A 21456-nucleotide genomic window follows, 5' to 3' on the forward strand; every position below is an offset into this window, starting at 1 on the left:
CGCGGCTCATGCATAAACGCCCGCTGCCGCGCGCGCCAGCGTGTCCTCGACGATGCGGCTGCTGGCGTCGGACGTCAGCAGCGACAGCGGCTTGACGTTGCCCAGCGCCGGCACCGGCGTGTTGAGCCACTGCACCGCCTCTTCCTCGCTGCCCAGCACCTGGCGCGCCACCCTCACCACCCGCGCCACGCGGGCCAGGCGGTCGGATTCGCCCAGGGGCAGCATCAGGCCTTCGCGGGCCCAGCGCGACAGCGAGGCCGCCTTGACCTCGGTGATGGCCATGATTTCCGACTTGGGCACTTGCAGGTAGTCGGCGGCGTCGTCCACCATCTGCGCGGGCAGGCCGCGGCTGACGTCGCGCGCCATGTCGATCAGCGGGCTGTCGACCAGGCCGCGGAACAGTTGCCTGGTCCGCCTGGCGACAGGGCGCGCCGGGCGCTTGGTCGGGGCTTTATCGGCAAGGACGAGGGTCATGGGACGCTCCTGGGCCGTTCGGCGGCCTGTGTTCCAAATTGAATTTATGATAGCTCATTTGGAATTCAACCGGCAAGCCTCCGATCCCGGACCCGGCGCGGGGCGCGCGGTCCGGCCGGGGCCGGATTTGGGCCTATCATAGGCAGCTGTAACACGATTAGTCAGACACACGAAGGACAGACGATGACGGACCGGCAACTTACGATACTCGCAGCGTTGAATCTCCTGGTGGCGGTAGGCGCCGGCGCCTTCGGCGCCCACGGACTCAAGCGCATGATCACGCCCGAACTGCTGACGGTCTGGCAGACCGGCGTGCTGTACCACCTGATCCACGCGCTGGGCCTGCTCGCCATCGCCCTGCTGGGCGCGCGCTACGGTTCGCCGCTGCTGTCGGCCGCCGGCGTGGTGATGTTCGTGGGCATCGTGCTGTTCTCCGGCAGCCTGTACGTGCTGTCCTTGACCGGAACCCACCGCCTGGGCATCGTGACGCCTTTCGGCGGCGCGGCCTTTCTGGCCGCCTGGGCGATGGTGGCGCTGGCCGCCTACCGCGCCCAGCCCTGATCGCGCGCCGCGCCTTTTCCGTTTCCCCATACCCGGCGGCAGGAACCGCCGCTTTCCCAGGCTGTAGATGTCCACTTCCACCGCATTGCCCGCCGCCCAGAATCCCTCCGCCGCCGCAGGCATCGCCTGCGTGGTGGGCGGCATTTTCTTCCTGACCCTGAGCGACGCCAACGCCAAGTGGCTGGGCGCCAGCTACAACCCGCTGCAGATCCTGTTCCTGCGCGCGCTGATCGCGCTGCCCTTCGTCATGACGCTGGCGCTGTGGCTGGGCGGGCGGCGCGTGCTGCGCACCACGCATCCCGGCCTGCACCTGACGCGCGGCGTCATCAACGTGGTGTCGGCCTGTTGCTTCTACCTGGGGCTGCGTGCGCTGCCGCTGGCCGAGGCCACGGCCATCGCGTTCGCGGCGCCGCTGTTCGTCACGGCGCTGTCCGTGCTGGTCCTGAAAGAACGCGTGGACGGCAGGCGCTGGCTGGCGGTGCTGGCCGGATTCGCCGGCGTGCTGATCGTGGTGCGCCCCGGCACGCAGGCATTCCAGATCGCCACGCTGTATCCGCTGACCACCGCCCTGCTCTACGCGGTCATGATGATCACCGCGCGCGGCATCAGCCGCGGCGAAGGCATGCTGACCACCACGTTCTACATCGTGCTGGGCCAGCTGGTGTGCAGCGCCGTGGGGCTGCCCTGGGTCTGGCAGACGCCCGCCATGCAGGACCTGCCGTACTTCGGCGCCGTGGCGCTCTTCAGCACGCTGGGCCTGGCCCTGATCACGCAGGGCTTTCGCATCGGCCCGGCCTCGGTGGTCGCGCCCTTCGACTACACCGGCCTGATCTGGGCCACGGTGCTGGGCTGGATCTTCTGGCGCGAGGCGCCCGACGCCTACGCCTACCTGGGCGCGTTGTTCATCGCCGGCAGCGGCGTGTACATCGCCGTGCGCGAGGCGCGCGGCAAGTCGCGCGCGCGCCGTCCCGCGCCCGCGGTCACTCGGTCGGCGGCGGAAAATTCCGGCGCAGCACGCGCGCCACGTTAGGCTCCTGCGCGGCCTCGCGCGCCACCGCGGTCAGGGCCGGACAATTCGACTCGAACCAGGCCTGGCCGGGACGCCAGTGCGTCATCACGGTCACGTACAGGTCCAGCGCCGAGAAGCGCCGGCCCAGCATGTGGGGCGCGCCGGCCTGCCGCTCCAGTTCCTGCCACAGTTCGGCGCGCCGCATGTGCACGCGTTCGCGCAGCAGCTCGGCCGGCGCGCCTGCGGTGGTCCATTGCGGCGGATCGTCGCCATACGTGAAAGTGGGGTAGATCGCGCCCACCAGCCGCACCAGCAGGTTCAGGAAGCGCGCGCGCTCGGGCTTGCCCGGCGGCGGCGCCAGGCCGGCCTGCGGCGCCACGTCGTTCAGGTGCAGGATCATGGCCGCGCTCTCGGTCATGACCTCGTCGTCCGGCAGAATCAGCGTCGGCACCTGCCCCAGCGGATTCAGATGCAGCAGCCGGTCGCGCTGCGGCCCGGGCTTCAGATACGGAACGTCGGTCAGCGTGTGCGGCACGTTGGCCAGCACCAGCGCCATCTCGACGATGGCCGAGCCGCAGCCCGCGGACCCGATCAGCTCATACGGTTTCATCGCGTTCCTCCTCCCGATTGCGCCGGCGCCACCCGCAGCAGCTCGCCCGGCGAGGCGTCCGTCAACACGTACACATAACCGTCCGGCCCCAGCCGCACGTCGCGGATGCGGCTTTTGCGCTCGGCCAGAAGCCGTTCCTGCGCCACCACGCGGTCGCCCTCCAGCGTCAGCCGGATCAGGTCCTGCGAGCCCAGCGCGCCGATGAATACGGAATTGCGCCACGCCGGAAAGCGATCGGCGTCATAGAACGCCATGCCGCTGATGGCGGGCGACTTGGGCCACCAGTACAGCGGCGGCTCCATGCCGGGCAGGCTCTCGCCCTTGGCCTCGGGTATGGGCCGCCCGGAATAATCGATGCCGTGGGTCGCCAGCGGCCAGCCATAGTTCTTGCCCGGCTGCACCAGGTTGATCTCGTCTCCGCCGCGCGGCCCGTGTTCGTTCTCCCAGATCTGGCCGGTCCACGGATTGAGCGCCATGCCCTGCGGATTGCGGTGGCCGTACGACCAGATCTCCGGCCGCGCGCCGGCCCGCCCGACGAAGGGATTGTCCGGCGGCACCGAGCCGTCGGCGTTGAGCCGCAGCACCTTGCCCTGCAGCTTGTCCAGGTCCTGCGCGGTGGGACGCTGGTTGTTCTCGCCCAGCGCGACAAACAGGTAGCCCTTGCGGTCGAACGCCAGCCGCGCGCCGTAATGCATGCCCGACGACAGCTTGGGCTCCTGGCGCAGCAGCACCTGGAAGTTCTCGAGCGCCGCGCCGTCGGCCGACAGGCGGCCGCGGCCCACGGCCGCGCCGCTCTTGGCGCCGCCGGCTTCGGCATACGAAAGATAGACATAGCGGTCGGCGGCGAAATCGGGCGAGAGCGCGACGTCCAGCAAACCGCCCTGCCCCTGCGCCAGCACCTTGGGCACGCCGGCCAGCGGCTGGGACAGCCCGCCCGAGGCGCGCCACACCCGCAGGCCGCCGGAACGTTCGGTGATCAGCATGTCGCCGCCGGGCAGGAAGGCCATGGACCAGGGGTGGTCCAGCCCGCGCGCCACCACCTCGACGCGGGCGGCCACGGCGGGCGCCTCGGAAGCAGGATCGGAAGCCGCCGCGGCGGGGGCCGCGCACAGCGCGGACAGGGTCAGGAGCAAGGCGCGCGCGTGGGCGGCGTATCGTGGCGGCATGGACATCTCCGGCGGCAACTCGGTTGAGGCGTTGTGTCGGACCCGGCGCGCCGGTGGCGTACCATATCGGCCAGGGACGGGAGTCTCCTGTCCTACCTCCGTGGAGCACCCATCAGATGAAACTGTACTACATGCCCGGCGCGTGTTCGCTCGCTTCCCACATCGTCCTCGAATGGCTTGGCAAACCCTACCAGACGCACAAGCTCAGCCGCGATGAGCTCAAGGGCCCCGAGTTCCTCAAGGTCAATCCGCTGGGCGCCGTGCCCGCGCTGTCCGACGGCGACTGGACCGTGACGCAGAATGCCGCCATCCTCGAATATCTGGCCGAGCAGGCGCCGGAATCCGGCCTGATGGGCGACGGCAGCGCCCGCTCGCGCGCCGAAGTGCGCCGCTGGCTCGGCTTCATCAATTCCGACGTGCACAAGACCTTCTCCATGATCTTCGGCGCTTCCCGTTTCCTGGGCGAAGAAGGCGCGCAGAAGGAGCTGGCGGGTTCGGCCTCCAAGCTGCTGACCAAACTGTTCGCGCAGCTCGACGGGCAACTGGCCGGCAAGTCCTACCTGGTGGGCGACAAGCCGTCCATCGCCGACGCCTACCTCTACGTGGTGCTGCGCTGGGCGCATGGCAAGTCGGTCGACCTGACCGGCCTGGACAACCTGGCCGCGTTCTTCAAGCGCATGGAAGCCGACAAGGGCGTGCAGGCCGCGCTCCAGGCCGAAGGGCTGCAAGCCGCCTAAGGCGCAGCGGCGCCCGGCGTGGCGACGCCCGGCCCCTCGGCCTCCAGCGTCTTTTTCACCGCCGCCAGAAAGCGCCGCGCCAGCAGCGGCGGCGCGCTCAGGTTGGAATGCGTGGCCCAGATGTCCACCGAAGCCGGCGGCTCGATCGGGCGCAGCGCCATGTGCCCGGCCTGCTCCGGCGTGACGCACCAGGCGTCCACCAGCGCCGGCCCCAGCCCCTGCTGCACGAAGGCGCAGGCGGTCACCGGCGAATGCACCTCGATCGCGGCCGGACAGGCCGCCTGCCCGCCGAAGAACGGCTGCAAGGCGCGCGCCAGCGGCGTATCTTGCGGATAGCCGATCCACGCCGCCGTCGAAAAGTCCTCGGGGCGCACCACGGCGCGCGCGGCCAGCGGATGCGCCGGCGGCAAGGCGCAGACCACCGGCGCCTGCGCCAGGCGCAGCGAGGTCAGGTTGGGATGGTCCGGCGGCTGCATCGAAATGCCGATGTCCGCCTGGCCCGACAGAAAATACGCGGCCAGTTCGTCGAAAGTCACGCTGCGGAAATCGACCCGCGCGTCCGCGTTGCGGCTGCGCAGCCGCTCCAGCGCCCTGGGAATCAGGCGCTGCCCGAAACTGGCGCTGGCCACGATCTTCAGCATCCCCGCGCCCGACTGCGCCAGGCTGGCGGCCAGGTCGTTGACCCGCTGGATGCCGCCGTACACCTGCTCCACCTCGGCATACAGCCGGCGGGCCTCGGCGGTAGGCGACAGCCGGCTCTTGACCCGGTCGAACAGCCGGTAGCCCAGGCGGCTTTCGGTCAGCGCCAGCACGCGGCTGACGGCCGGCTGCGACACGTGCAGCATGCGCCCGGCCCCGCTGATCGAGCCGGACATCATGATGGCCCGGAACACCTCTATCTGCCTCAGGTTCAAGGGTCTGCCGGCAGTCGGTCCGACCTCGTCCGAATAGGCGTCCATCTCCATTTTTCCCCCGCTCAGTCGCGCCAGATCGATAACGGCCGATTATAGGTTTTAGACATTTTTCGATGACGGCGCGGCCCGGGCCCGGGTGTAACCTGCGGCCACGATCACCATACAAACCAGGGGAAATCCATCATGCGCAACCGCTACCTCCGCGGCCTGGCCGCACTGGCGCTCGGCGTCACGCTCTCGGCCAGCGCCTTCGCCGCCGCCTATCCCGACAAGCCCATCACTTTCGTGGTGCCGTCCGCGGCCGGCGGCTCGCCCGACGTGCTGTCGCGCCTGATCACGACCCAGCTGGCGCGCGACACCGGCGCCACGCTGGTCATCGAAAACCGCCCCGGCGCGGCCGGCAACATCGGCATCACGCTGGTCAAGCGCGCCGCGGCCGACGGCTACACCGTGGGCTACGGCAACATCAACACGCTGGCCGTGAACCGCTCGCTCTTCAAGCGCCTGCCCTACGACGTGGACCAGGACCTCACGCCCGTCGCGCACCTGTTCGACCTGTACAACGCGCTCATCGTGCCGGCCGACTCCCCGGTCAAAACCGTGCAGGACCTGATCGACCGCGCCCGCAAGCAGCCCGGCCGGCTGTCCTACGGCGCCTCGGGCGTGGGCACCACCGGCCACATGGGCGGCGAACTGTTCAAAAGCATGGCCAAGGTCGACGTGATGTTCGTGCCCTATAACGGCGGCCCCGCGGCGATCCAGGACCTGCTGGGCGGACGCCTGGACTACCTGTTCGTCAACACCTCGGAGGCCGCGCCGCTGGTCAAGGCCGGCAAGGTCCGCGCCATCGGCGTCAGCAGCCTGAAGCGCCTGCCGCTGATGCCCGAGGTCCCGACCCTGGACGAAGCCGGCGTCAAGGGCTACGAGACCGTCTCCTGGGGCGGCGTGGTCGCGCCCAAGGGCACGCCCGACGACGTGGTGGCCACGCTCAACGCCGCCATCCAGAAGGCGCTGCAGGCTCCCGACGTGCGCGCCGGCCTGGCCACGCTGGGCGCCGAACCCGCCGGCGGATCGCCGGCCGACTTCAAGAAGCTGATCGACCGCGAAACCGCCAAGTGGCGCGGCATCATCGAATCCGCCGGCATCGAGAAACTAGACTGAACATGACCGCAACGCGTTTGCAAGCAGACTTCATCGTGGCGGGCGCCACGCTCATCGACGGCGCCGGCGGCCCCGCCCGCCGCGGCGACCTGGCCGTCAGCGGCCAGCGTATCGCCGCCGTCGGCGAATTCGACCACCCGCCCGGCGCGCCCGTCATCGACGCGCGCGGCCTGGCGTTGGCGCCCGGCTTCATCGACTCCCACACCCACGACGACGGCTATCTGCTGGCGCATCCCGACATGCGGCCCAAGGTGTCGCAGGGCGTGACCACCGTGGTCACCGGCAACTGCGGCATCAGTCTCGCGCCGCTGGCGCGCGCCGAGATTCCGCAGCCGCTGGACCTGCTCGGCCCCGCCCCGCTGTTCCGCTACGCCAGTTTCGCGGCCTGGCTCGATGCGCTGCGCGCCGCGCCGCCCGCCGTCAACGTGGCGCCGCTGGTCGGCCACAGCACCTTGCGCGTGGCCGTCATGCAGGACACCTCGCGCGCAGCCGACGAGGCCGAGCGCGCCGCCATGCGCGAACTGCTGCGCGAGGCGCTGGACGCGGGCGCCTTCGGCGTGTCCACCGGCACCTTCTACCCGCCCGCCAGCGCCGCCACCACGGACGAAATCATCGACGTCTGCGCGCCGCTGCGCGGCCGCGCCGGCGTCTACGCCACCCATCTGCGCGACGAGGCCGACCATATCGTGCCGGCCATGGAAGAAGCCTTGCTGGTCGGGCGCGAGCTGGGCTGCCGCGTGGTGTTCTCGCACCACAAGCTTGCTGGCGAACGCAATCACGGCCGCAGCCGCGAAACGCTGGACCTGATCAGCCGCGCCGCCGCCGCGCAGCCGGTCTGCCTGGACTGCCACCCCTATCCCGCCACCTCCACCATGCTGCGGCTGGACCGCGCGCGGCTGGCCAGCCGCACGCTGATCACCTGGTCCAAGGGCTACCCGGGGGCCACCGGCCGCGACTTCGCCGAGGTCATGGCCGAACTCGGCCTGGACGACGCGGCCGCCGTCGAGCGCCTGGCCCCGGCCGGCGCCATCTACTTCCTGATGGACCCGGCCGACGTGTCGCGCATCTTCGCGCACCCGCTGACCATGGTCGGCTCCGACGGCCTGCCCTTCGACCCGCATCCGCATCCGCGCCAGTGGGGCACCTTCACCAACGTGCTGCGCACCATGGTGCGCGAGCAGCGCCTGCTGTCGCTGGAGTCGGCCATCCACAAAATGACCGGCCTGGCGGCCGACCAGTACGGCATCGCGGACCGCGGCCGCCTCCGGGAGGGGTATCATGCCGACTTGGTGCTGTTCGATCCCGCCACCGTCACAGACGTGGCCACTTTTTCAGCTCCCATTCAGGCAAGCCAGGGCATCCAGGCAGTTTGGGTCAATGGCAAGCGCGTGTGGGACGGGGAACGGACCGGCGCCGAACGCCCGGGCCAGGTTCTGACGCCCGGTGCAGCATCAGCTCGGAGTGAATAAAGTGAATAGCCATTCCCAGGGTTGTTACCTGGGTGTTTTGGGCGGCATGGGCCCCATGGCCGGCGCCGCTTTTGCCCTGCGCCTGGCGGCCCTGACGCCCGCCGCCGTCGACCAGCAGCACATCCCCACCCTGCTGCGCAACGATCCCCGCATCCCCGACCGTTCCAGCGCCCATATGGCGGGCGGCGAAAGCCCCTTGCCCTATATGGTCGAAGGCGTGCGCTTCCTGGAACAGTCCGGCGCGCAGCTCATCGCCATCCCGTGCAACACGGCCCACCTGTGGTACGAGCAGATCGCCGCCGCCACCCGCCTGCCGGTGCTGCACATCATCCAGGCCGTCATCGACGACCTGCGCCGGCTCGGCCTGCCGCGCGGACGCATCGGCCTGATGGGCACGGCCGCCACCCTCAAGCTGGGCCTGTACCAGCAGCGCCTGCAGGCCCAGGGCTACGACTGCGTCGTGCCCGACGAGGACGAGGTCGAGCGCTACTGCATGGAATCGATCCGCGCCGTCAAGGCCAACCGCCTGGAAGACGCCTACGCGCCGGCCGCCGAATGCATCGTCCGCCTGCGCGCCCGCGGCGCCGACGCCGTGGTGCTGGGCTGCACCGAACTGCCGCTGGCCGTGCCGCACGCGCTGCGCCCCAGCCTGGGCGTGACCCTCACCGACTCCATCGACGCGCTGGCGCTGGCCGCCATCGGCCATTACCAGGCGGACCGGGAGCGGGAGCGGATCGCTGCATGATGGGTGCAGCGCGAGAATCCCGAAGCAAGAACCCGACTGTCGAACGCGCGAAACCCATCGCCCCCCAAAAACAAAAAAAGGCGCATCTCCCGATGCGCCCAATCTCCCTTCGCGGGGAAAAACCTCAACCGCCCAGGTACGCCTTGCGCACCTGGTCGTTGACCAGCAGGTTGGCGCCGCTGTCCTGCAGCACCACCCGGCCGTTCTCCAGCACGTAGCCGCGGTCGGCCACGCCCAGCGCCTTGTTGGCGTTCTGCTCCACCAGGAACACGGTCACGCCCTGCTCGCGGATCTCGCGGATGATGTCGAAGATCTGCGCGATCACCAGCGGGGCCAGGCCCAGCGTGGGCTCGTCGAGCAGCAGCAGGCGCGGACGCGTCATCAGCGCGCGGCCGATGGCCAGCATCTGCTGCTCGCCGCCCGACATCAGGCCGGCGCGCTGGCTGGCGCGCTCCTTGAGCCGCGGGAACAGGCCGTAGACGTGGTCGATGCCCGCCTCGATCTCATCGCGCTTGGAGAAGAAGCCGCCCATCTTCAGGTTCTCGGCCACCGTCAGGTCCTTGAAGACCCGCCGCCCTTCGGGCGAGATGGCGATGCCGCTGCGCATGACGTGGTGGGTGTCCTTGTGGGTGATGTCCTCGCCCTCGAAGGTGATCCTGCCCTCGCGCGCCCGGGGATTGCCGCAGACCGTCATCAGCAGCGTCGTCTTGCCGGCGCCGTTGGCGCCGATGAGCGTGACGATCTCTCCCTTGTTGACCTCCACCGACACGCCGTTGAGCGCCTGGATGGCCCCGTAGTAGGTATGTATGTTTTCCAGCTTAAGCATCATTCCTCCCCGAGGTACGCCTTGATGACGCGCTCGTCGTTGCGCACCTGCTCGGGGGTGCCGGTGGTGATGGGCTTGCCGTGCTCCATGACGAGGATGCGGTCGGAAATGCCCATGATTAGGCTCATGTCGTGTTCGATCAGCAGCACCGCCACGCCGAACTCCCGCCGCAGCTGGTCGATCAGCGCCTGCAGGTCGCGCTTTTCCTGCGGGTTCAGGCCGGCGGCCGGCTCGTCCAGCATCAGCAGGCGCGGCTTGGTGATCATGCAGCGCGCGATCTCCAGGCGGCGCTGGTGGCCGTAGGCCAGGTTGCCCGCCTCGCGGTTGGCATACTCGCGCAGCCCCATGAAATCCAGCCACTGGGCCGCGCGCGCCAGCGCATCGGCCTCGGACTGGCGATAGGACTTGAGCTTGAGCAGCCCCGGCAGCAGCCGCGACTCCACCTGGGTGTGCTGGGCGACCAGCAGGTTCTCCAGCACGGTCAGCTGCTTGAACAGCCGCACGTTCTGGAACGTGCGCACCAGGCCGTGGCGCGCCACCTTGTGGCTGGGCAGGCCGGTGATGGCCTGGCCGTCCATGATGATCTCGCCCGCCGTCGGCGAATAAAAGCCGCCCACGCAGTTGAACACGGTGGTCTTGCCGGCCCCGTTGGGGCCGATGATGGCGAACACCTCGTCGGATTTGACTTCGAACGCCACGCTGTCGACGGCCAGCAGGCCGCCGAACCGCATGGTGAGCCCGGAAACTTTCAGCAATGCCTCGCTCATTTGGCCAGCTCCACGTGGGGACGCTTCATGGGCAACAACCCCTGCGGACGCCACATCATCATCAACACCATCACCAGGCCGAACATCAGCATCCGGTACTCGGCGAACTCGCGCGCCACCTCGGGCAGCACCGTCAGCAGCACCGCCGCCAGGATCACGCCCACTTGCGAGCCCATGCCGCCCAGCACCACGATGGCCAGGATCAGCGCCGATTCGATGAAGGTGAAGGACTCCGGATTGACCATGCCCTGGCGCGCCGCGAAGAACGCGCCGCCGAAGCCCGCGAACATCGCGCCCAGCGTGAACGCCGAGAGCTTGATGCGCGTGGGGTTCAGGCCCAGCGAACGGCACGCGATCTCGTCCTCGCGCAGCGCCTCCCAGGCGCGGCCGACCGGCATGCGGATCAGCCGGGTCGACACGAACAGCGTGATCAGCGCCAGCAGCAGCGCCATCAGGTACAGGTAGATCACCATGTGCTGGTTCTCGAAGGTCCAGCCCATGAAGTCATGGAACGTGGTGCCCCCTTCCGTGCTGGCGCGGCGCGTCATCTCCATGCCGAACACCGTCGGCTTGGGAATGCCGGAAATCCCGTCCGGGCCGCCGGTCAGCGTGTTCAGGTTGATCAGCAGCAGCCGGATCATCTCGCCGAAGCCCAGCGTCACGATGGCGAGGTAGTCGCCCCGCAGCCGCAGCACCGGAAAGCCCAGGATGAAGCCGAACAGCGCCGCCATCGCGCCCGAGAACGGCAGCGCTTCCCAGAAGCTCCAGCCGCCCCAGTGGTACAGCAAGGCGTACGTATAGGCGCCCACCGCGTAAAAGCCCACGAAGCCCAGGTCCAGCAGGCCGGCGAAGCCCACCACGATGTTCAGGCCCAGGCCCAGCATCACGTAGATCAGCACCAGGGTGGCGATGTCCACCGAGCTGCGGCCGGCGAAAAACGGCCAGATCACCGCGATCGCCAGGAGCAGCAGCGCCAGCGGCTTGTGGCTCTTGGCCGGCGCCGCCGGCAAGGTGGGCAGGCCCGTCTTGAGCTTCTGGAAGGGTTTGGCGATCCAGGGCCGCAGCAGCTGGAACACGAACACCACCGCGGCGGCGATCGCCACCAGCGACCAGTTGGCCTCCATGCTGGTGCGCGCGCCCTGGCGGATCAGTTGCAGGCCGAAGACCGGCGTGACGATGACCGCCGTCAGCACGGCCGCCATCGTGGCGTTTTTAAGAGTGTTGTTCGACATCAGACTTTTTCCACCTCAGGTTTGCCCAACAGCCCGGTGGGACGGAACAGCAGGATCAGGATCAGCAGCGAGAACGCCACGATGTCCTTGTACTGCGACGAGATGTAGGCGGCCGCGAAGGTCTCGGCCAGCCCCAGCAGCACGCCGCCGAGCATGGCGCCCGGGATGCTGCCGATGCCGCCCAGCACCGCCGCGGTAAAGGCCTTGATGCCTGCCAGAAAGCCGATGAAGGGATTGAGCTTGCCGATGGTGATGGCGATCAGCACGCCGCCCACCGCCGCCAGGATCGCGCCCATCACGAAGGTGAACGAGATCACCCGGTTGGTGTCGATGCCCAGCAGATTGGCCATGTGCATGTCCTGCGAGCAGGCGCGCGAGGCGCGGCCCATGCGCGAATACTTGATGAACAGCGTCAGCGCGATCATCAGCAGCACCGTCACCACGATGATCATCAGCCGCGAATACGGCACCGTCACATCGAAGTCGGAGCCCATCTGGAACTGCCAGGCGCCCGAGACCAGCGAAGGCACGGCCATGTCGCGCGCGCCCTGGCCCAGGGCCACCCAGTTCTGCAGGAAGATCGACATCCCGATGGCCGAGATCAGCGCCACCAGGCGTGGGCTGCCGCGCACCGGGCGGTAGGCCACCCGTTCCACGGAAAAGCCGTAGATGCCGGTGACCACGATGGACACGACCAGCATGGCCGCGATGATGAACGGCATCGGCAGGCCGCTGTTGGTGCCGATGGCGGTCAGTGTGACCAGGCCGACGTAGGCGCCGATCATATAGATTTCGCCGTGGGCGAAGTTGATCATACCGATGATGCCGTAGACCATTGTGTAGCCGATGGCGATCAACGCATAGATCGCGCCCAGAGACAATCCATTGAAGAATTGCTGGGTAAGTTGGGGTATGAGGTCAGACATTATTTCTCTTGCTCCAAATAGTTCCGGCTCCGGTAGAGAGACCCGGAGCCGGAAACCTGGGCGTATTTTATAAGGGCCTGCCGCCGCTTCCCGCCGCCCCCGCAGCGCTTTTGGCGCTTGCCATGCGGATGGCGGCGAAACGAGGACGACAGACCCTACACGCCGGCGAGCCGCCGGCGGGATCGCGAGTTTACAGCTGGGTCTTCTTGCCGTTCTTGTCCCACTTGTAGACCGCGAACTCGAAGTTCTTCAGGTCGCCCTTGGCGTCGTACTCGACCTTGCCGATCCCGGTGTTGAAGGTCGTCTTGTGCATGTAGTCGGCCACCTTGGCGGGGTCCTCGCCCACCGCGTTGATGCTGTCGGCCAGGATCTGCACGGCGGCGTACGCCGGCATCTGGAAGGCGCCGTCCGGATCGCGCTTGGCGTCCTTGAACGCCTTCACGATGCCTTCGTTGCCCGGCAGCTTGGTGAAGTCGGCCGGCAGCGTGACCAGCAGGCCTTCGATGGCCGGGCCGGCGATCGCCACCAGGTCCTGGTTGGCCGTGCCTTCCGGGCCCATGAACTGGACCTGCAGGCCCTGCTCGCGCGACTGGCGCAGCAGCAGGCCGAGCTCGGGGTGATAGCCGCCGAAGTACACCAGGTCCACGCCGGCCGACTTCAGCTTGGTGATGATGGCCGAATAGTCGCTGTCGCCGACGTTGATGCCTTCGAACATCGCCACGTTCACGCCTTCCTTGGCCAGCGTGTCCTTGACCTGCGTGGCCACGCCCGAACCGTAGGTCTGCTTGTCGTGCAGCACGGCGACCTTCTTGGGCTTGAGCGTCTTGGCGATGTAGTTGGCGGCGTACGGACCCTGCTGGTCGTCGCGGCCGATGGTGCGGAAGAAGAAATGCGGCTTGATGGTGTCGGTCACCAGCGGCGAGGTCGCGCCCGGGGTGATGCCGACGATACCCTCTTCCTCATAGACCTTCACCGCGGCCACGGTCACGCCCGAGCACGCATGGGCCACGGCGAACTTGGCGCCGGAGTTGACCACGCGGTTGGCGGCGGGCACGGCCTGCTTCGGTTCGCAGCCGTCGTCGATCAGGATGGGCTCGAGCTTCTTGCCCTTGACCCCGCCCTTGGCGTTGATGGTCTCGATGGCCGTCAGCGCGCCGGCCTGGATCTGGTCGCCGTACTGCGTGTTGGGCCCGGTCATGGGCTGGGGAATGCCGATTTTGATCGTGTCGGCTGCATGCACGGCGCCGGCCAGGGCAAGTGCACCAAGCGCGACGGCTACCGGGGTAAGACGATGCAGAAACTTCATGCGGAGTTCTCCAGCGAGGTTGTGAGCGGCTCTGTTCGGCGCGCATTTACGGCATTTATTCCGATATTGCGCGACGCCCGTCGCCGGCTTCTTGGGCGAAATCACGATGTGGGCGGTATTCTGGAAGCAAGCCGCCACACTGTCACTGCGTGTAATCCCCAATATTTTGCGAGCCGCCTTTAATCGTGACGGATTGGCTCCGCAAGCCCATGAAATCGCAGGAGAATTCGCGAACAGAGTTTGCAAGACCGCTGGCGCACCCCACGAAAATCGTGCATGCGGGTTTATATGCGATGGCCATTAATACGACGTTTAACCGCGCATTCGAATACAGTACTTACGCGGGACTTACGGATAATGCGACCTGCCCCAGCGCGCGCCTGCGCAATAGCGCCACGAATGCGCGGCATGCGCGGCTTTGCGGATGCGCATTATTGAATAGCAGGCCCGGCGTGCGCATGGGCGTGGGATTTTCCATGGGTATCAGGCGCAGCCCGGGGTCCGGCGCGATCGCGCTGGCCGCGGCGATGGCGCCCACGTTCATGCGCGCGACCATGCCCAGCATGGCGGCGATGGTGTTCATCTCCGCGACGACCTCGGGCGCCGCGCCCGCGGCCTGGAAACACTCGTCCAGGATCCGCCGCGTCGAAAACCCGGCCGGCAGCATCACCAGCGGCTCGCGATGCAGCTCGATCATGCGGATGCGCCGCCGCCCGGCCAGCGGATGGCTGGCCGACACCACCAGCACCAGTTCCTCGTTGAACAACGGCTCGAAGCGCAGCGCGCTGGCGCCTTCGGGCCGGTAGGCCACGCCGATGTCCAGCCGGCCGGCCTCCAGCTCGCTGGCGATGGCGTCTGCCGGCAACTCTTCGATCAGCACCTTCACCCCGGGGCTGCGCTGCAACAGCTGCGCCACGCAATCCGGAATGAAATTCAGATTGAAGGTATGGGTGGTGCCAACCCGAACCAGGCCCGTCACCAGCGCGACGTCCTGCTTGATCGCGCCCAGCCCCTGGTCGATCTCCCTGAGCGCGCGCTGGGCGTAGGCCAGGAAAGTCTCCCCCGCCTCCGTCATCACCACGCGCTTGCCGATGCGGTCGAACAGGCGCTGCCCCACCTCGTCCTCCAGTTGCCGGATCTGGTGGGACAGGGTCGATTGCGTCACGTGCACGCGCTCGGCCGCCCGCGTGAAATTCAGCGACCCGGCCAGCGCAATGAAGTACCGGAGATGCCGCAGCTCCATGTCTTGCCCCCCAAACAATCGATGGCATCAATGATGATGGACGATATTAATCATTTTCATCTTTTCTCGGCGGCCGATAGTCTTGCGGTTCGCAGCAATCCGCAAGAGGAACACGCATGTCCAAGGTATTGGATGGCATCACCGTCATCGAACAGGGAACCTTCATTACCGGCCCCGCGGCCGCAATGCTGCTGGCCGACCTGGGCGCGAACGTCATCAAGGTCGAGCAGCCGGGCACGGGCGACCCGTTCCGCGCCTTCAAGGGCGGGCTGTACAGCCCGCACTATCAGACCTACAACCGCAACAAGCGCAGCATCGAACTCGACGCCAAGAACCCCGAGGACGCGCGCGTATTCGACGAACTGATCCGCGAGGCCGACGTCTATATCCAGAATTTCCGCCCCGGGGCCGCCGAGCGCCTGGGTGCCGGCGAGGCGCGGCTGCGCGCCATCAACCCGCGCCTGGTCTATTGCGCGATCAGCGGCTTCGGCCAGACCGGCCCGGCGGCCGGACGCCCGGCCTACGACACCGTGGCCCAGGCCGCCAGCGGATTCCTCAACCTGCTGGTGAATCCGGAGCATCCCCGCGTCGTGGGGCTGGTCTGCCCCCTGAAAAGTGGTCCTCCCTGAAGTAGGCTATTGAGCCGTAGGAGGACGTTGGAATGCCCCAGAAGAAGCACAAACCCGAAGAGATCGTGGCGAAGCTGCGCCAAGTCGATGTTCTGTTGTCGCAAGGTCGTTCTGTCGGAGAAGCGGTCCGTTTGATCGGCGTGACGCAGTTTACGTATTACCGGTGGCGCAAGGAGTTCGGTGGCCTGAAGGGTGACCAGGTGAAGCGGCTGAAGGAGCTCGAGAAAGAGAATGACCGGCTGCGCAAGGCGGTCTCGGACCTGACACTNGCCCACCATATACGGCGCTAAAAACACACAGGAGACAAACACCATGCAACCGACCACCGCCCGCCCGCGGCCCGTCCGCCCCAACCCCATGCGCCGCGCCCTTGCGGCGCTGGCCCTGGGCGCCTGCGCGCTGGGTCTCGTCCCACAGCCGGCGCGCGCCGCCGCCTTCCCCGAACGCCCGATAAAAATGATCGTCCCGTTCGGCCCCGGTACCACCACCGACACCGTGTCCCGCATGCTGGCCGACGCCATGTCCAAATCGCTGGGACAACCCGTCATCATCGAAAACCGCGCCGGCGCCGGCGGCTCCATCGGCACCGAACTCGTCGCCCGCGCCCCGGCCGACGGCTACACCCTGGTCATGGGCACGGTCGGCACGCACGCCATCAACAAAGCCCTCTATCCCAAGCTCGGCTACGACCCCTTGCGCGACTTCAAGCCGGTCGCGCTGGTCGGCTACACCCCGACCCTGCTGGTGGTCGGCGCCGGCTCGCCGGTACGCAGCCTCCAGGACCTGGCGGCCGCCGCCGCCAAACCCGGCGGCATCAGCTTCGCCTCCGCCGGCACCGGCACCTCCGGCCACCTGGCCGGCGAACTGCTCAAGTCGCGCCTGGGCGGCACCATGGTGCACATCCCCTACAAAGAAGGCAGCCAAGCCCTGACCGACGTCATGTCCGGCCAGACCCAGTTCATGTTCTACCACCCGCTGGCCGTGCTGCCGCACATCAAGTCCGGCAAGATGCGCGCGCTCGGCACCTCCGTCATGCGCCGCAGCGCCTCCGCGCCGGACGTGCCCACCATCGCCGAACAGCTGGGCGGCGAATTCGACCTGCAGGCCTGGTTCATGCTGTACGCCCCCGCCGCCACGCCCGCTCCCGTCCTGCAAACCCTGCGCGACTCCGCCGCCGCGGCGCTGTCCAGCCCGGACATCGTCGCCAAGCTCGAAGCCCAGGGCCTGGAGAAAAGCGACGTCACCATGAGCGGCATCGACAAATTCGGCCAGGACGAACTGGATAAATGGTCGAACCTGATCCGGCAATCGGGAGCGCAGGCGAATTGAGGATCGCGGCGGTGCGAACGGGGGTTCAGAAACGCGGAGGTGCGGAAGCATCGTCCGCCCCGCTACGCCCACCGCCTTGCACGAAGTATTCGCTCACGGCGCGCACATCGCCCGCGGTGAGCGTTCCCGCCAGATACCGGATTTTCAAACCCGCCTGCAGATACGCATAACGCGCCCGCGCCAGATTCCGCAGCGCGTCGAAGTAGCGCTGCTCCGCGTCCAGGACGTCCGCGTTGACCCGCTCCCCGCTCGCGACGCTTTTTCTCATGGCCAAGATCAGCTCGCGTGCCGAAGCGGCAGCGAGTCGATAAGCCTTCAACTTGGCCGCGCTGCTGTTGTGGAGGTTGAACTGCCTGCGCAGGTCATTGAGCACTTCCAACGCCTTGGCCTCGCTCTCCAAGCGCAGGCGCTCCTTGTTGTCTACCGCCTGCCTGAGCGCCGCCGAGGTGCCCCCTCCCGAGAAAATCGGGATGCTCACCTGCAGACCGATCGAACTCGTCATAGCCTGCTGCGCGCGACTGTTGGCGAGGTGGGAGGTTTCCCTCGCCGCACTGAGCTGGGCGGTGACCCTGGGCATATGGCCTGCCCGCGCCCTGCCGATCATGCGATCCGCGGCGTCCACGGCGTGGCGCAGCGCGGCCAGTTCTGCGTTGCCCGCCAGGGCCGTCCGGCGTCAATAGGCAAAATCTCCCGGTTCCAGCGGCGCCACGACGAAACCCCGGCCCAAGGGGTCCAGGTCCTGCGCCCGGACCTCCCTGCCCACCAGCGCAGCCAATGCCTGCAACGCCACATCCAGGCCGTCCCGGGCCTCGATCTCCTGCGCCAAGGCCAGGTCGAATCGGGCCTGGGTTTCCAGCACGTCGGTGCGGTTGCCTTCGCCCGCGGTAAGCCAACGCTCATTACGCAGCTTCTCCGCCTCGTAGGCGCGCTTCTGCGCACGGACCAGGTCGATCTGGTCGACGGCATACAGCGCGTTCATATAGGCCTGCGCCACTCTGCTGGACCATGTTGGCTGACTGGTCCGGGAGTGACCGTCCGTCTATGCTCCATAGTCTTGAGAGAAAATCATTGTCCAGAAAGAATACTTTTTCATATTCATTCCAGCCCCAAATTCGCCCGACGCGCGTTACGAATTTCTCTGTACAAGAAAATTATGTCCCGATGATCAAATGACTTTTTATAAGCGAGAGAAAGAGCGCCCATTTCTATGTTAGCTGACGGTGCTTCCCTAAGGTCCCCAGTAGCTATCTCCAGTTCTTCGGACTCTTTCCACGCCTCAGGGTATTTGGCTTTCAAATAGGCAATAGCTTCCGCGACTTCTTCATCAGACCATTCGTAGGGAACCCAACCATCGGCTTGCATGATTTTTCTCCTAATCTTACGGAGCGCATTCTTCGCCCTTACCTTCTGTCACCCGACGTGCACACTGCGCCTCACTGCAAACTTTTTTATCTTTCCTGTCATCCAACATTGCTCTCGGAGCACACAGCAATACATCGGCGAATAAGTCTTATCCCCGTACAAACGCACTTGCGTGATGTTGACGCGTCATTAAGACGAGTCTTGGGATATTTCCTCAAGTGCTATGAGCGATGAGAAATAATTGAAGTTCACAAGCACTACGCTGTATCGGCAGGATACTGCCCGTTGATACAGTCGGACCAGCATGACGCTGGAACATATCTAAGACAAATCTCGACACCCGGGGCGCAGCATCAATCTCTTGCGGGTGCAATCGACCTGCTCTTTGTGAGCGGCCGCCAGCTACTCATCGCCCAAACCCGTAAAAAACGGGTCGTCCGAAGCGACCATGACTACGTTGCCCGCAGTCCTCTCAGCCAGCATATGTTCCACAATGGAGGAGTTCTTGCCGTCCGCGACGCCAAGAATCCGAGATTCGTACTGCGGATCTCCTGGCATTTTGGCCGCCTGATACTTCCAGTACGAATGGAATTCCTGTGTTGAAACCAATCGAATACTTCTGGTATTCAACCACTCCTGAACTTCCAACCCGATCTTCGATCGGCTGAGTTCATAGGCAACGACATCCGTCATTTCAACTACGAATCCGTCTTTATCGGCCTGCATGACCAATTGGTCCAGGATTGCGGCGCCGCCGATGAACAAGGCTCCTTCTACAAAATCCAGGTTCAACAGTAGCGTTTTCTTTATTTCGCGGTTGCCCGGTATCGGAACGCCCATCAGCATGCTCTGCTGATGCCGCCAGTATTCGTGGAACACCCGCGTCGAGCTAATCCGAACCTTGTTGTCAAACAACCATTCCTGGACATTGAGTCCAATTTTCGACCGGCTCAATTCATAGGCGACGACGTCCGTCGCCTCCAGTTCGTAGCCATCCTGATGGGCGCGTACGGCCACTTCATCCAGATATGCGGCTCCAGCGGTATGCCAGCCGTTTTCCAGAAAGCTGGTTCTCAAAAGCAGGATTTTTCTCATCGCATGGACGCCTAATCCAGACCCAGGTCCTTGCGACGTGCCCGGCGCACGCATCCGAGCAGCCAGATCACGTCGCGATGATCGAAGCGGCCTCCGTAAACGTCCATCAACTCGGCGAATTCGCAGATCGCCTCGCGAGTATCCAGAAGCTCGCCGGTCGTGCGCTCCAGGTGCTCCAGCCTCTCCCATTCCTGGGGGATGCGGCGCTTCAGGTGCGCGACGGCGGCCACGATTTCTTCCTCGGACCACGCATGCGGTTTCCAGGTGTCGGTTTTTTCCTGGGTGTCTTCCAGATCGTTGTCCATGTCGGACCTCTCTACAGAGCGCTGCGGGAGCGAACGATCTTATTCATAGCCGCTTGAAGTCCATATGCCCGCGACGCGCTTTTCAGACGCGTCCGGAACGGCTATCGCGGCAGGCCGGCGCCATTGCAGCGCCGGCTTTGTTTTCAGGCGTTGGCCGGTTTGGCCAGGTTCCACATCAGGGCGCGGAACGGCGCCAGCATGCTGACGTTGACCGCCAGCTTGACCGCCAGGTCGCCCAGCATCCAGGTGACCCAGGGCGCGCCGGTGGCGGCGAAGGCGACGCTGAAGAACACGGCGGTGTCGAGCATGGCGCCCAGCGTGCCGGAGACCAGCGGCGCGCGCCACCAGCGCTGGTCGCGCATGCGGTCGAAGACCTGGATGTCGGCCAACTGCGCGCAGATATAGGCTAGGCCCGAGGCCAGCGCGATGCGCGGCGACGCCACCCATACCGATACGATCAGCGCAGCGGCGAAGCCGCACCAGGCCACGCGGCGCGCGGCCGCGGGACCGAAGCGGCGGTTCAGCAGGTCGGTGACCAGGAACGCCACCGGGTAGGACAGCCCACCCCAGGTCAGCCAGTCGTTGAGCGGCACCTGGACCAGGATGTTCGAGCCCACCACCACCAGCAGCATGCACAGCACGGCGATGCCGAACTGCGTGCGGCTCATGGCCGGAAAGCGTCGCGCCGCCGTGCTCATTTGCCGAACTCCTGCGCCAGCTCGCGCGAGCGCCGCGCGGCCGCGGTCATGGCGTCTTCCACGATGCCGGCGAAGCCCGCGGCGCCGAAGGCGTCGAGCGCGGCGGCGGTGGTGCCGCCCTTGGACGTGACGCGTTCGCGCAGCGTGGACAACGGCTCGGACGATTCGGCGGCCAGGCGCGTGGCGCCGGCCAGCGTGCCCAGGGCCAGCTGCTTGGCCTGCTCGGCCGTCAGCCCGACCTTCTGGCCGCCGGCGACCAGCGCCTCCAGGAACAGGAAGACATAGGCCGGGCCGCTGCCAGACAGCGCCGTTACGCCATCGAGCGCGGCGTCGTCCTTGACCCAGACCACCTCGCCCACGCTGGACAGCAGTTCGGCCGCCAGTTCGCGGTCGGCCTGGCCGACGCCGTCGAGCGCGGCCAGCCCGGTCATGCCCGCGCCCACCAGAGCCGGCGTGTTGGGCATGCAGCGCACCAGGCGCTTGAACGGCGCCTCGGGCGTGCCCAGCCAGCCGGCCAGCGTGTCGGCGCGGATGCCGGCCGCGACGCTTACCACCAAAGTGTCTTCGCGCAACCACTGACGCGTGGAAGCCACAACGTCTTTCATGTTCTGTGGCTTGACAGCGAAAACCCATACGCGGGCGCGCGCGAGGGCCTCATCGGGGGCCGTCGCGGTGGTCATGCCGCGGGCCTGCCAGGCGGCATGGGCCTCCTGGTTTATGTCAATGACATGGACGCGGTCGGCGGCGCATACTTTGCCCGCCAGGCCAGATGCCAGGGCGGCCGCCATATTGCCGCCACCAATGAACGCAATCGAAAGTTCGTTTTTCATAGCCGGCGATTGTAATCGGTAGTTCCCGTAGGGGAAAAAAGGAAAAATGTTCGTTCGCGCCT

The 21456-nt window shown here is 66.5% G+C and carries 24 protein-coding genes and 2 pseudogenes; 9 read left to right on the top strand and 17 right to left on the bottom strand.

From position 1 onward, the window contains the following. Window positions 1-6: 6 nt before the first annotated feature. Window positions 7-474: a type II RES/Xre toxin-antitoxin system antitoxin gene (gene parS / locus C1I89_RS02675; protein WP_102771251.1), complete on the bottom strand. Its 468-nt coding sequence runs from the start codon at window positions 472-474 to the stop codon at window positions 7-9. Between the two features lie 183 nt (window positions 475-657). Between parS and C1I89_RS02680 the strand changes: the two genes are divergently transcribed. Next, the gene (locus tag C1I89_RS02680) at window positions 658-1035 is read left to right on the top strand and encodes a DUF423 domain-containing protein (RefSeq protein ID WP_102771252.1); all 378 of its coding nucleotides are present in this window, start codon (window positions 658-660) and stop codon (window positions 1033-1035) included. A gap of 67 nt (window positions 1036-1102) precedes the next feature. Continuing rightward, the gene (locus tag C1I89_RS02685) at window positions 1103-2065 is read left to right on the top strand and encodes a DMT family transporter (protein WP_102771253.1); all 963 of its coding nucleotides are present in this window, start codon (window positions 1103-1105) and stop codon (window positions 2063-2065) included. Here C1I89_RS02685 and C1I89_RS02690 read toward each other — a convergent pair. Together C1I89_RS02690 and C1I89_RS02695 are read right to left on the bottom strand one after the other, a co-directional pair. After that, complete coding sequence (locus tag C1I89_RS02690; protein WP_102771254.1) at window positions 2016-2654, bottom strand: glutathione S-transferase family protein; 639 nt, start codon at window positions 2652-2654, stop codon at window positions 2016-2018. The two genes, C1I89_RS02685 and C1I89_RS02690, sit on opposite strands and share 50 nt — an antisense overlap. Then, window positions 2651-3820, bottom strand: coding sequence for a PQQ-dependent sugar dehydrogenase (locus C1I89_RS02695; RefSeq protein WP_102771255.1), 1170 nt, complete (start codon window positions 3818-3820; stop codon window positions 2651-2653). The genes C1I89_RS02690 and C1I89_RS02695 overlap by 4 nt, the downstream gene beginning before the upstream one ends. 116 nt (window positions 3821-3936) lie before the next feature. Here C1I89_RS02695 and C1I89_RS02700 point away from each other — a divergent pair, with 116 nt between their 5' ends. After that, complete coding sequence (locus C1I89_RS02700) at window positions 3937-4557, top strand: glutathione S-transferase family protein (RefSeq protein ID WP_102771256.1); 621 nt, start codon at window positions 3937-3939, stop codon at window positions 4555-4557. Here C1I89_RS02700 and C1I89_RS02705 read toward each other — a convergent pair. Next, on the bottom strand, window positions 4554-5522 hold the full coding sequence (locus C1I89_RS02705) for a LysR family transcriptional regulator (protein WP_102771257.1): 969 nt from the start codon (window positions 5520-5522) through the stop codon (window positions 4554-4556). The genes C1I89_RS02700 and C1I89_RS02705 overlap by 4 nt on opposite strands. A 132-nt stretch (window positions 5523-5654) precedes the next feature. Here C1I89_RS02705 and C1I89_RS02710 point away from each other — a divergent pair, with 132 nt between their 5' ends. Genes C1I89_RS02710 through C1I89_RS02720 form a run of 3 tightly spaced genes read left to right on the top strand, consistent with a single transcriptional unit; the run spans window position 5655 to window position 8846 of the window. Then, window positions 5655-6632: a Bug family tripartite tricarboxylate transporter substrate binding protein gene (locus C1I89_RS02710; RefSeq protein WP_102771258.1), complete on the top strand. Its 978-nt coding sequence runs from the start codon at window positions 5655-5657 to the stop codon at window positions 6630-6632. Between the two features lie 2 nt (window positions 6633-6634). After that, the gene (locus C1I89_RS02715; protein ID WP_102771259.1) at window positions 6635-8101 is read left to right on the top strand and encodes an N-acyl-D-amino-acid deacylase family protein; all 1467 of its coding nucleotides are present in this window, start codon (window positions 6635-6637) and stop codon (window positions 8099-8101) included. 1 nt (window position 8102) lies between these two features. Further along, the gene (locus C1I89_RS02720) at window positions 8103-8846 is read left to right on the top strand and encodes an aspartate/glutamate racemase family protein (RefSeq protein WP_102771260.1); all 744 of its coding nucleotides are present in this window, start codon (window positions 8103-8105) and stop codon (window positions 8844-8846) included. Between the two features lie 124 nt (window positions 8847-8970). Here the strand turns inward: C1I89_RS02720 and C1I89_RS02725 are convergent, their stop codons facing one another. The 6 genes from C1I89_RS02725 to C1I89_RS02750 form a co-directional block, all read right to left on the bottom strand. Further along, window positions 8971-9672: an ABC transporter ATP-binding protein gene (locus C1I89_RS02725; protein ID WP_102771261.1), complete on the bottom strand. Its 702-nt coding sequence runs from the start codon at window positions 9670-9672 to the stop codon at window positions 8971-8973. Further along, a complete protein-coding gene (gene livG, locus C1I89_RS02730) occupies window positions 9672-10439 on the bottom strand; it encodes a high-affinity branched-chain amino acid ABC transporter ATP-binding protein LivG (protein WP_102771262.1) in 768 nt (255 codons plus the stop codon). Before livG ends, C1I89_RS02725 begins: the two co-directional genes overlap by 1 nt. Then, on the bottom strand, window positions 10436-11671 hold the full coding sequence (locus C1I89_RS02735; RefSeq protein WP_181390873.1) for a high-affinity branched-chain amino acid ABC transporter permease LivM: 1236 nt from the start codon (window positions 11669-11671) through the stop codon (window positions 10436-10438). The genes livG and C1I89_RS02735 overlap by 4 nt, the downstream gene beginning before the upstream one ends. Then, window positions 11671-12597, bottom strand: coding sequence for a high-affinity branched-chain amino acid ABC transporter permease LivH (livH, locus tag C1I89_RS02740; protein WP_102771264.1), 927 nt, complete (start codon window positions 12595-12597; stop codon window positions 11671-11673). The genes C1I89_RS02735 and livH overlap by 1 nt, the downstream gene beginning before the upstream one ends. Window positions 12598-12787: 190 nt before the next feature. Beyond that, complete coding sequence (locus tag C1I89_RS02745; protein WP_102771265.1) at window positions 12788-13903, bottom strand: high-affinity branched-chain amino acid ABC transporter substrate-binding protein; 1116 nt, start codon at window positions 13901-13903, stop codon at window positions 12788-12790. 337 nt (window positions 13904-14240) lie between these two features. Beyond that, complete coding sequence (locus C1I89_RS02750) at window positions 14241-15146, bottom strand: LysR substrate-binding domain-containing protein (RefSeq protein ID WP_102771266.1); 906 nt, start codon at window positions 15144-15146, stop codon at window positions 14241-14243. 116 nt (window positions 15147-15262) lie between these two features. Between C1I89_RS02750 and C1I89_RS02755 the strand changes: the two are divergent. From C1I89_RS02755 to C1I89_RS02765, 3 genes and pseudogenes are all read left to right on the top strand, one after another. Further along, window positions 15263-15742 (top strand): annotated as a pseudogene (locus C1I89_RS02755) (CoA transferase); the annotation flags it as partial. A gap of 65 nt (window positions 15743-15807) precedes the next feature. Next, window positions 15808-16041 (top strand): annotated as a pseudogene (locus tag C1I89_RS02760) (transposase); the annotation flags it as partial. 46 nt (window positions 16042-16087) lie between these two features. Then, window positions 16088-17104, top strand: coding sequence for a Bug family tripartite tricarboxylate transporter substrate binding protein (locus tag C1I89_RS02765; protein ID WP_258231318.1), 1017 nt, complete (start codon window positions 16088-16090; stop codon window positions 17102-17104). 25 nt (window positions 17105-17129) lie between these two features. Here the strand turns inward: C1I89_RS02765 and C1I89_RS02770 are convergent, their stop codons facing one another. The 7 genes from C1I89_RS02770 to proC form a co-directional block, all read right to left on the bottom strand. Then, a complete protein-coding gene (locus C1I89_RS02770) occupies window positions 17130-17765 on the bottom strand; it encodes a TolC family protein (protein ID WP_102771267.1) in 636 nt (211 codons plus the stop codon). A gap of 12 nt (window positions 17766-17777) precedes the next feature. Next, complete coding sequence (locus tag C1I89_RS02775; RefSeq protein WP_308810264.1) at window positions 17778-18098, bottom strand: TolC family protein; 321 nt, start codon at window positions 18096-18098, stop codon at window positions 17778-17780. Between the two features lie 101 nt (window positions 18099-18199). Continuing rightward, window positions 18200-18466: a hypothetical protein gene (locus C1I89_RS33945; protein WP_146196860.1), complete on the bottom strand. Its 267-nt coding sequence runs from the start codon at window positions 18464-18466 to the stop codon at window positions 18200-18202. A 402-nt stretch (window positions 18467-18868) separates the two neighbouring features. Continuing rightward, window positions 18869-19561: a hypothetical protein gene (locus C1I89_RS02780; RefSeq protein WP_102771269.1), complete on the bottom strand. Its 693-nt coding sequence runs from the start codon at window positions 19559-19561 to the stop codon at window positions 18869-18871. An 11-nt stretch (window positions 19562-19572) separates the two neighbouring features. Then, window positions 19573-19866: a hypothetical protein gene (locus C1I89_RS02785; protein WP_102771270.1), complete on the bottom strand. Its 294-nt coding sequence runs from the start codon at window positions 19864-19866 to the stop codon at window positions 19573-19575. 143 nt (window positions 19867-20009) lie between these two features. Next, window positions 20010-20564: a queuosine precursor transporter gene (locus tag C1I89_RS02790; protein WP_102771271.1), complete on the bottom strand. Its 555-nt coding sequence runs from the start codon at window positions 20562-20564 to the stop codon at window positions 20010-20012. Continuing rightward, window positions 20561-21394, bottom strand: a complete 834-nt coding sequence (proC, locus tag C1I89_RS02795; RefSeq protein WP_102771272.1) for a pyrroline-5-carboxylate reductase — start codon at window positions 21392-21394, stop codon at window positions 20561-20563. The genes C1I89_RS02790 and proC overlap by 4 nt, the downstream gene beginning before the upstream one ends. Window positions 21395-21456: the final 62 nt, after the last annotated feature.

It is taken from the genome of Achromobacter pulmonis (genome assembly GCF_002885955.2).
In the GTDB taxonomy this organism is placed as follows: domain Bacteria; phylum Pseudomonadota; class Gammaproteobacteria; order Burkholderiales; family Burkholderiaceae_B; genus Achromobacter; species Achromobacter pulmonis_A.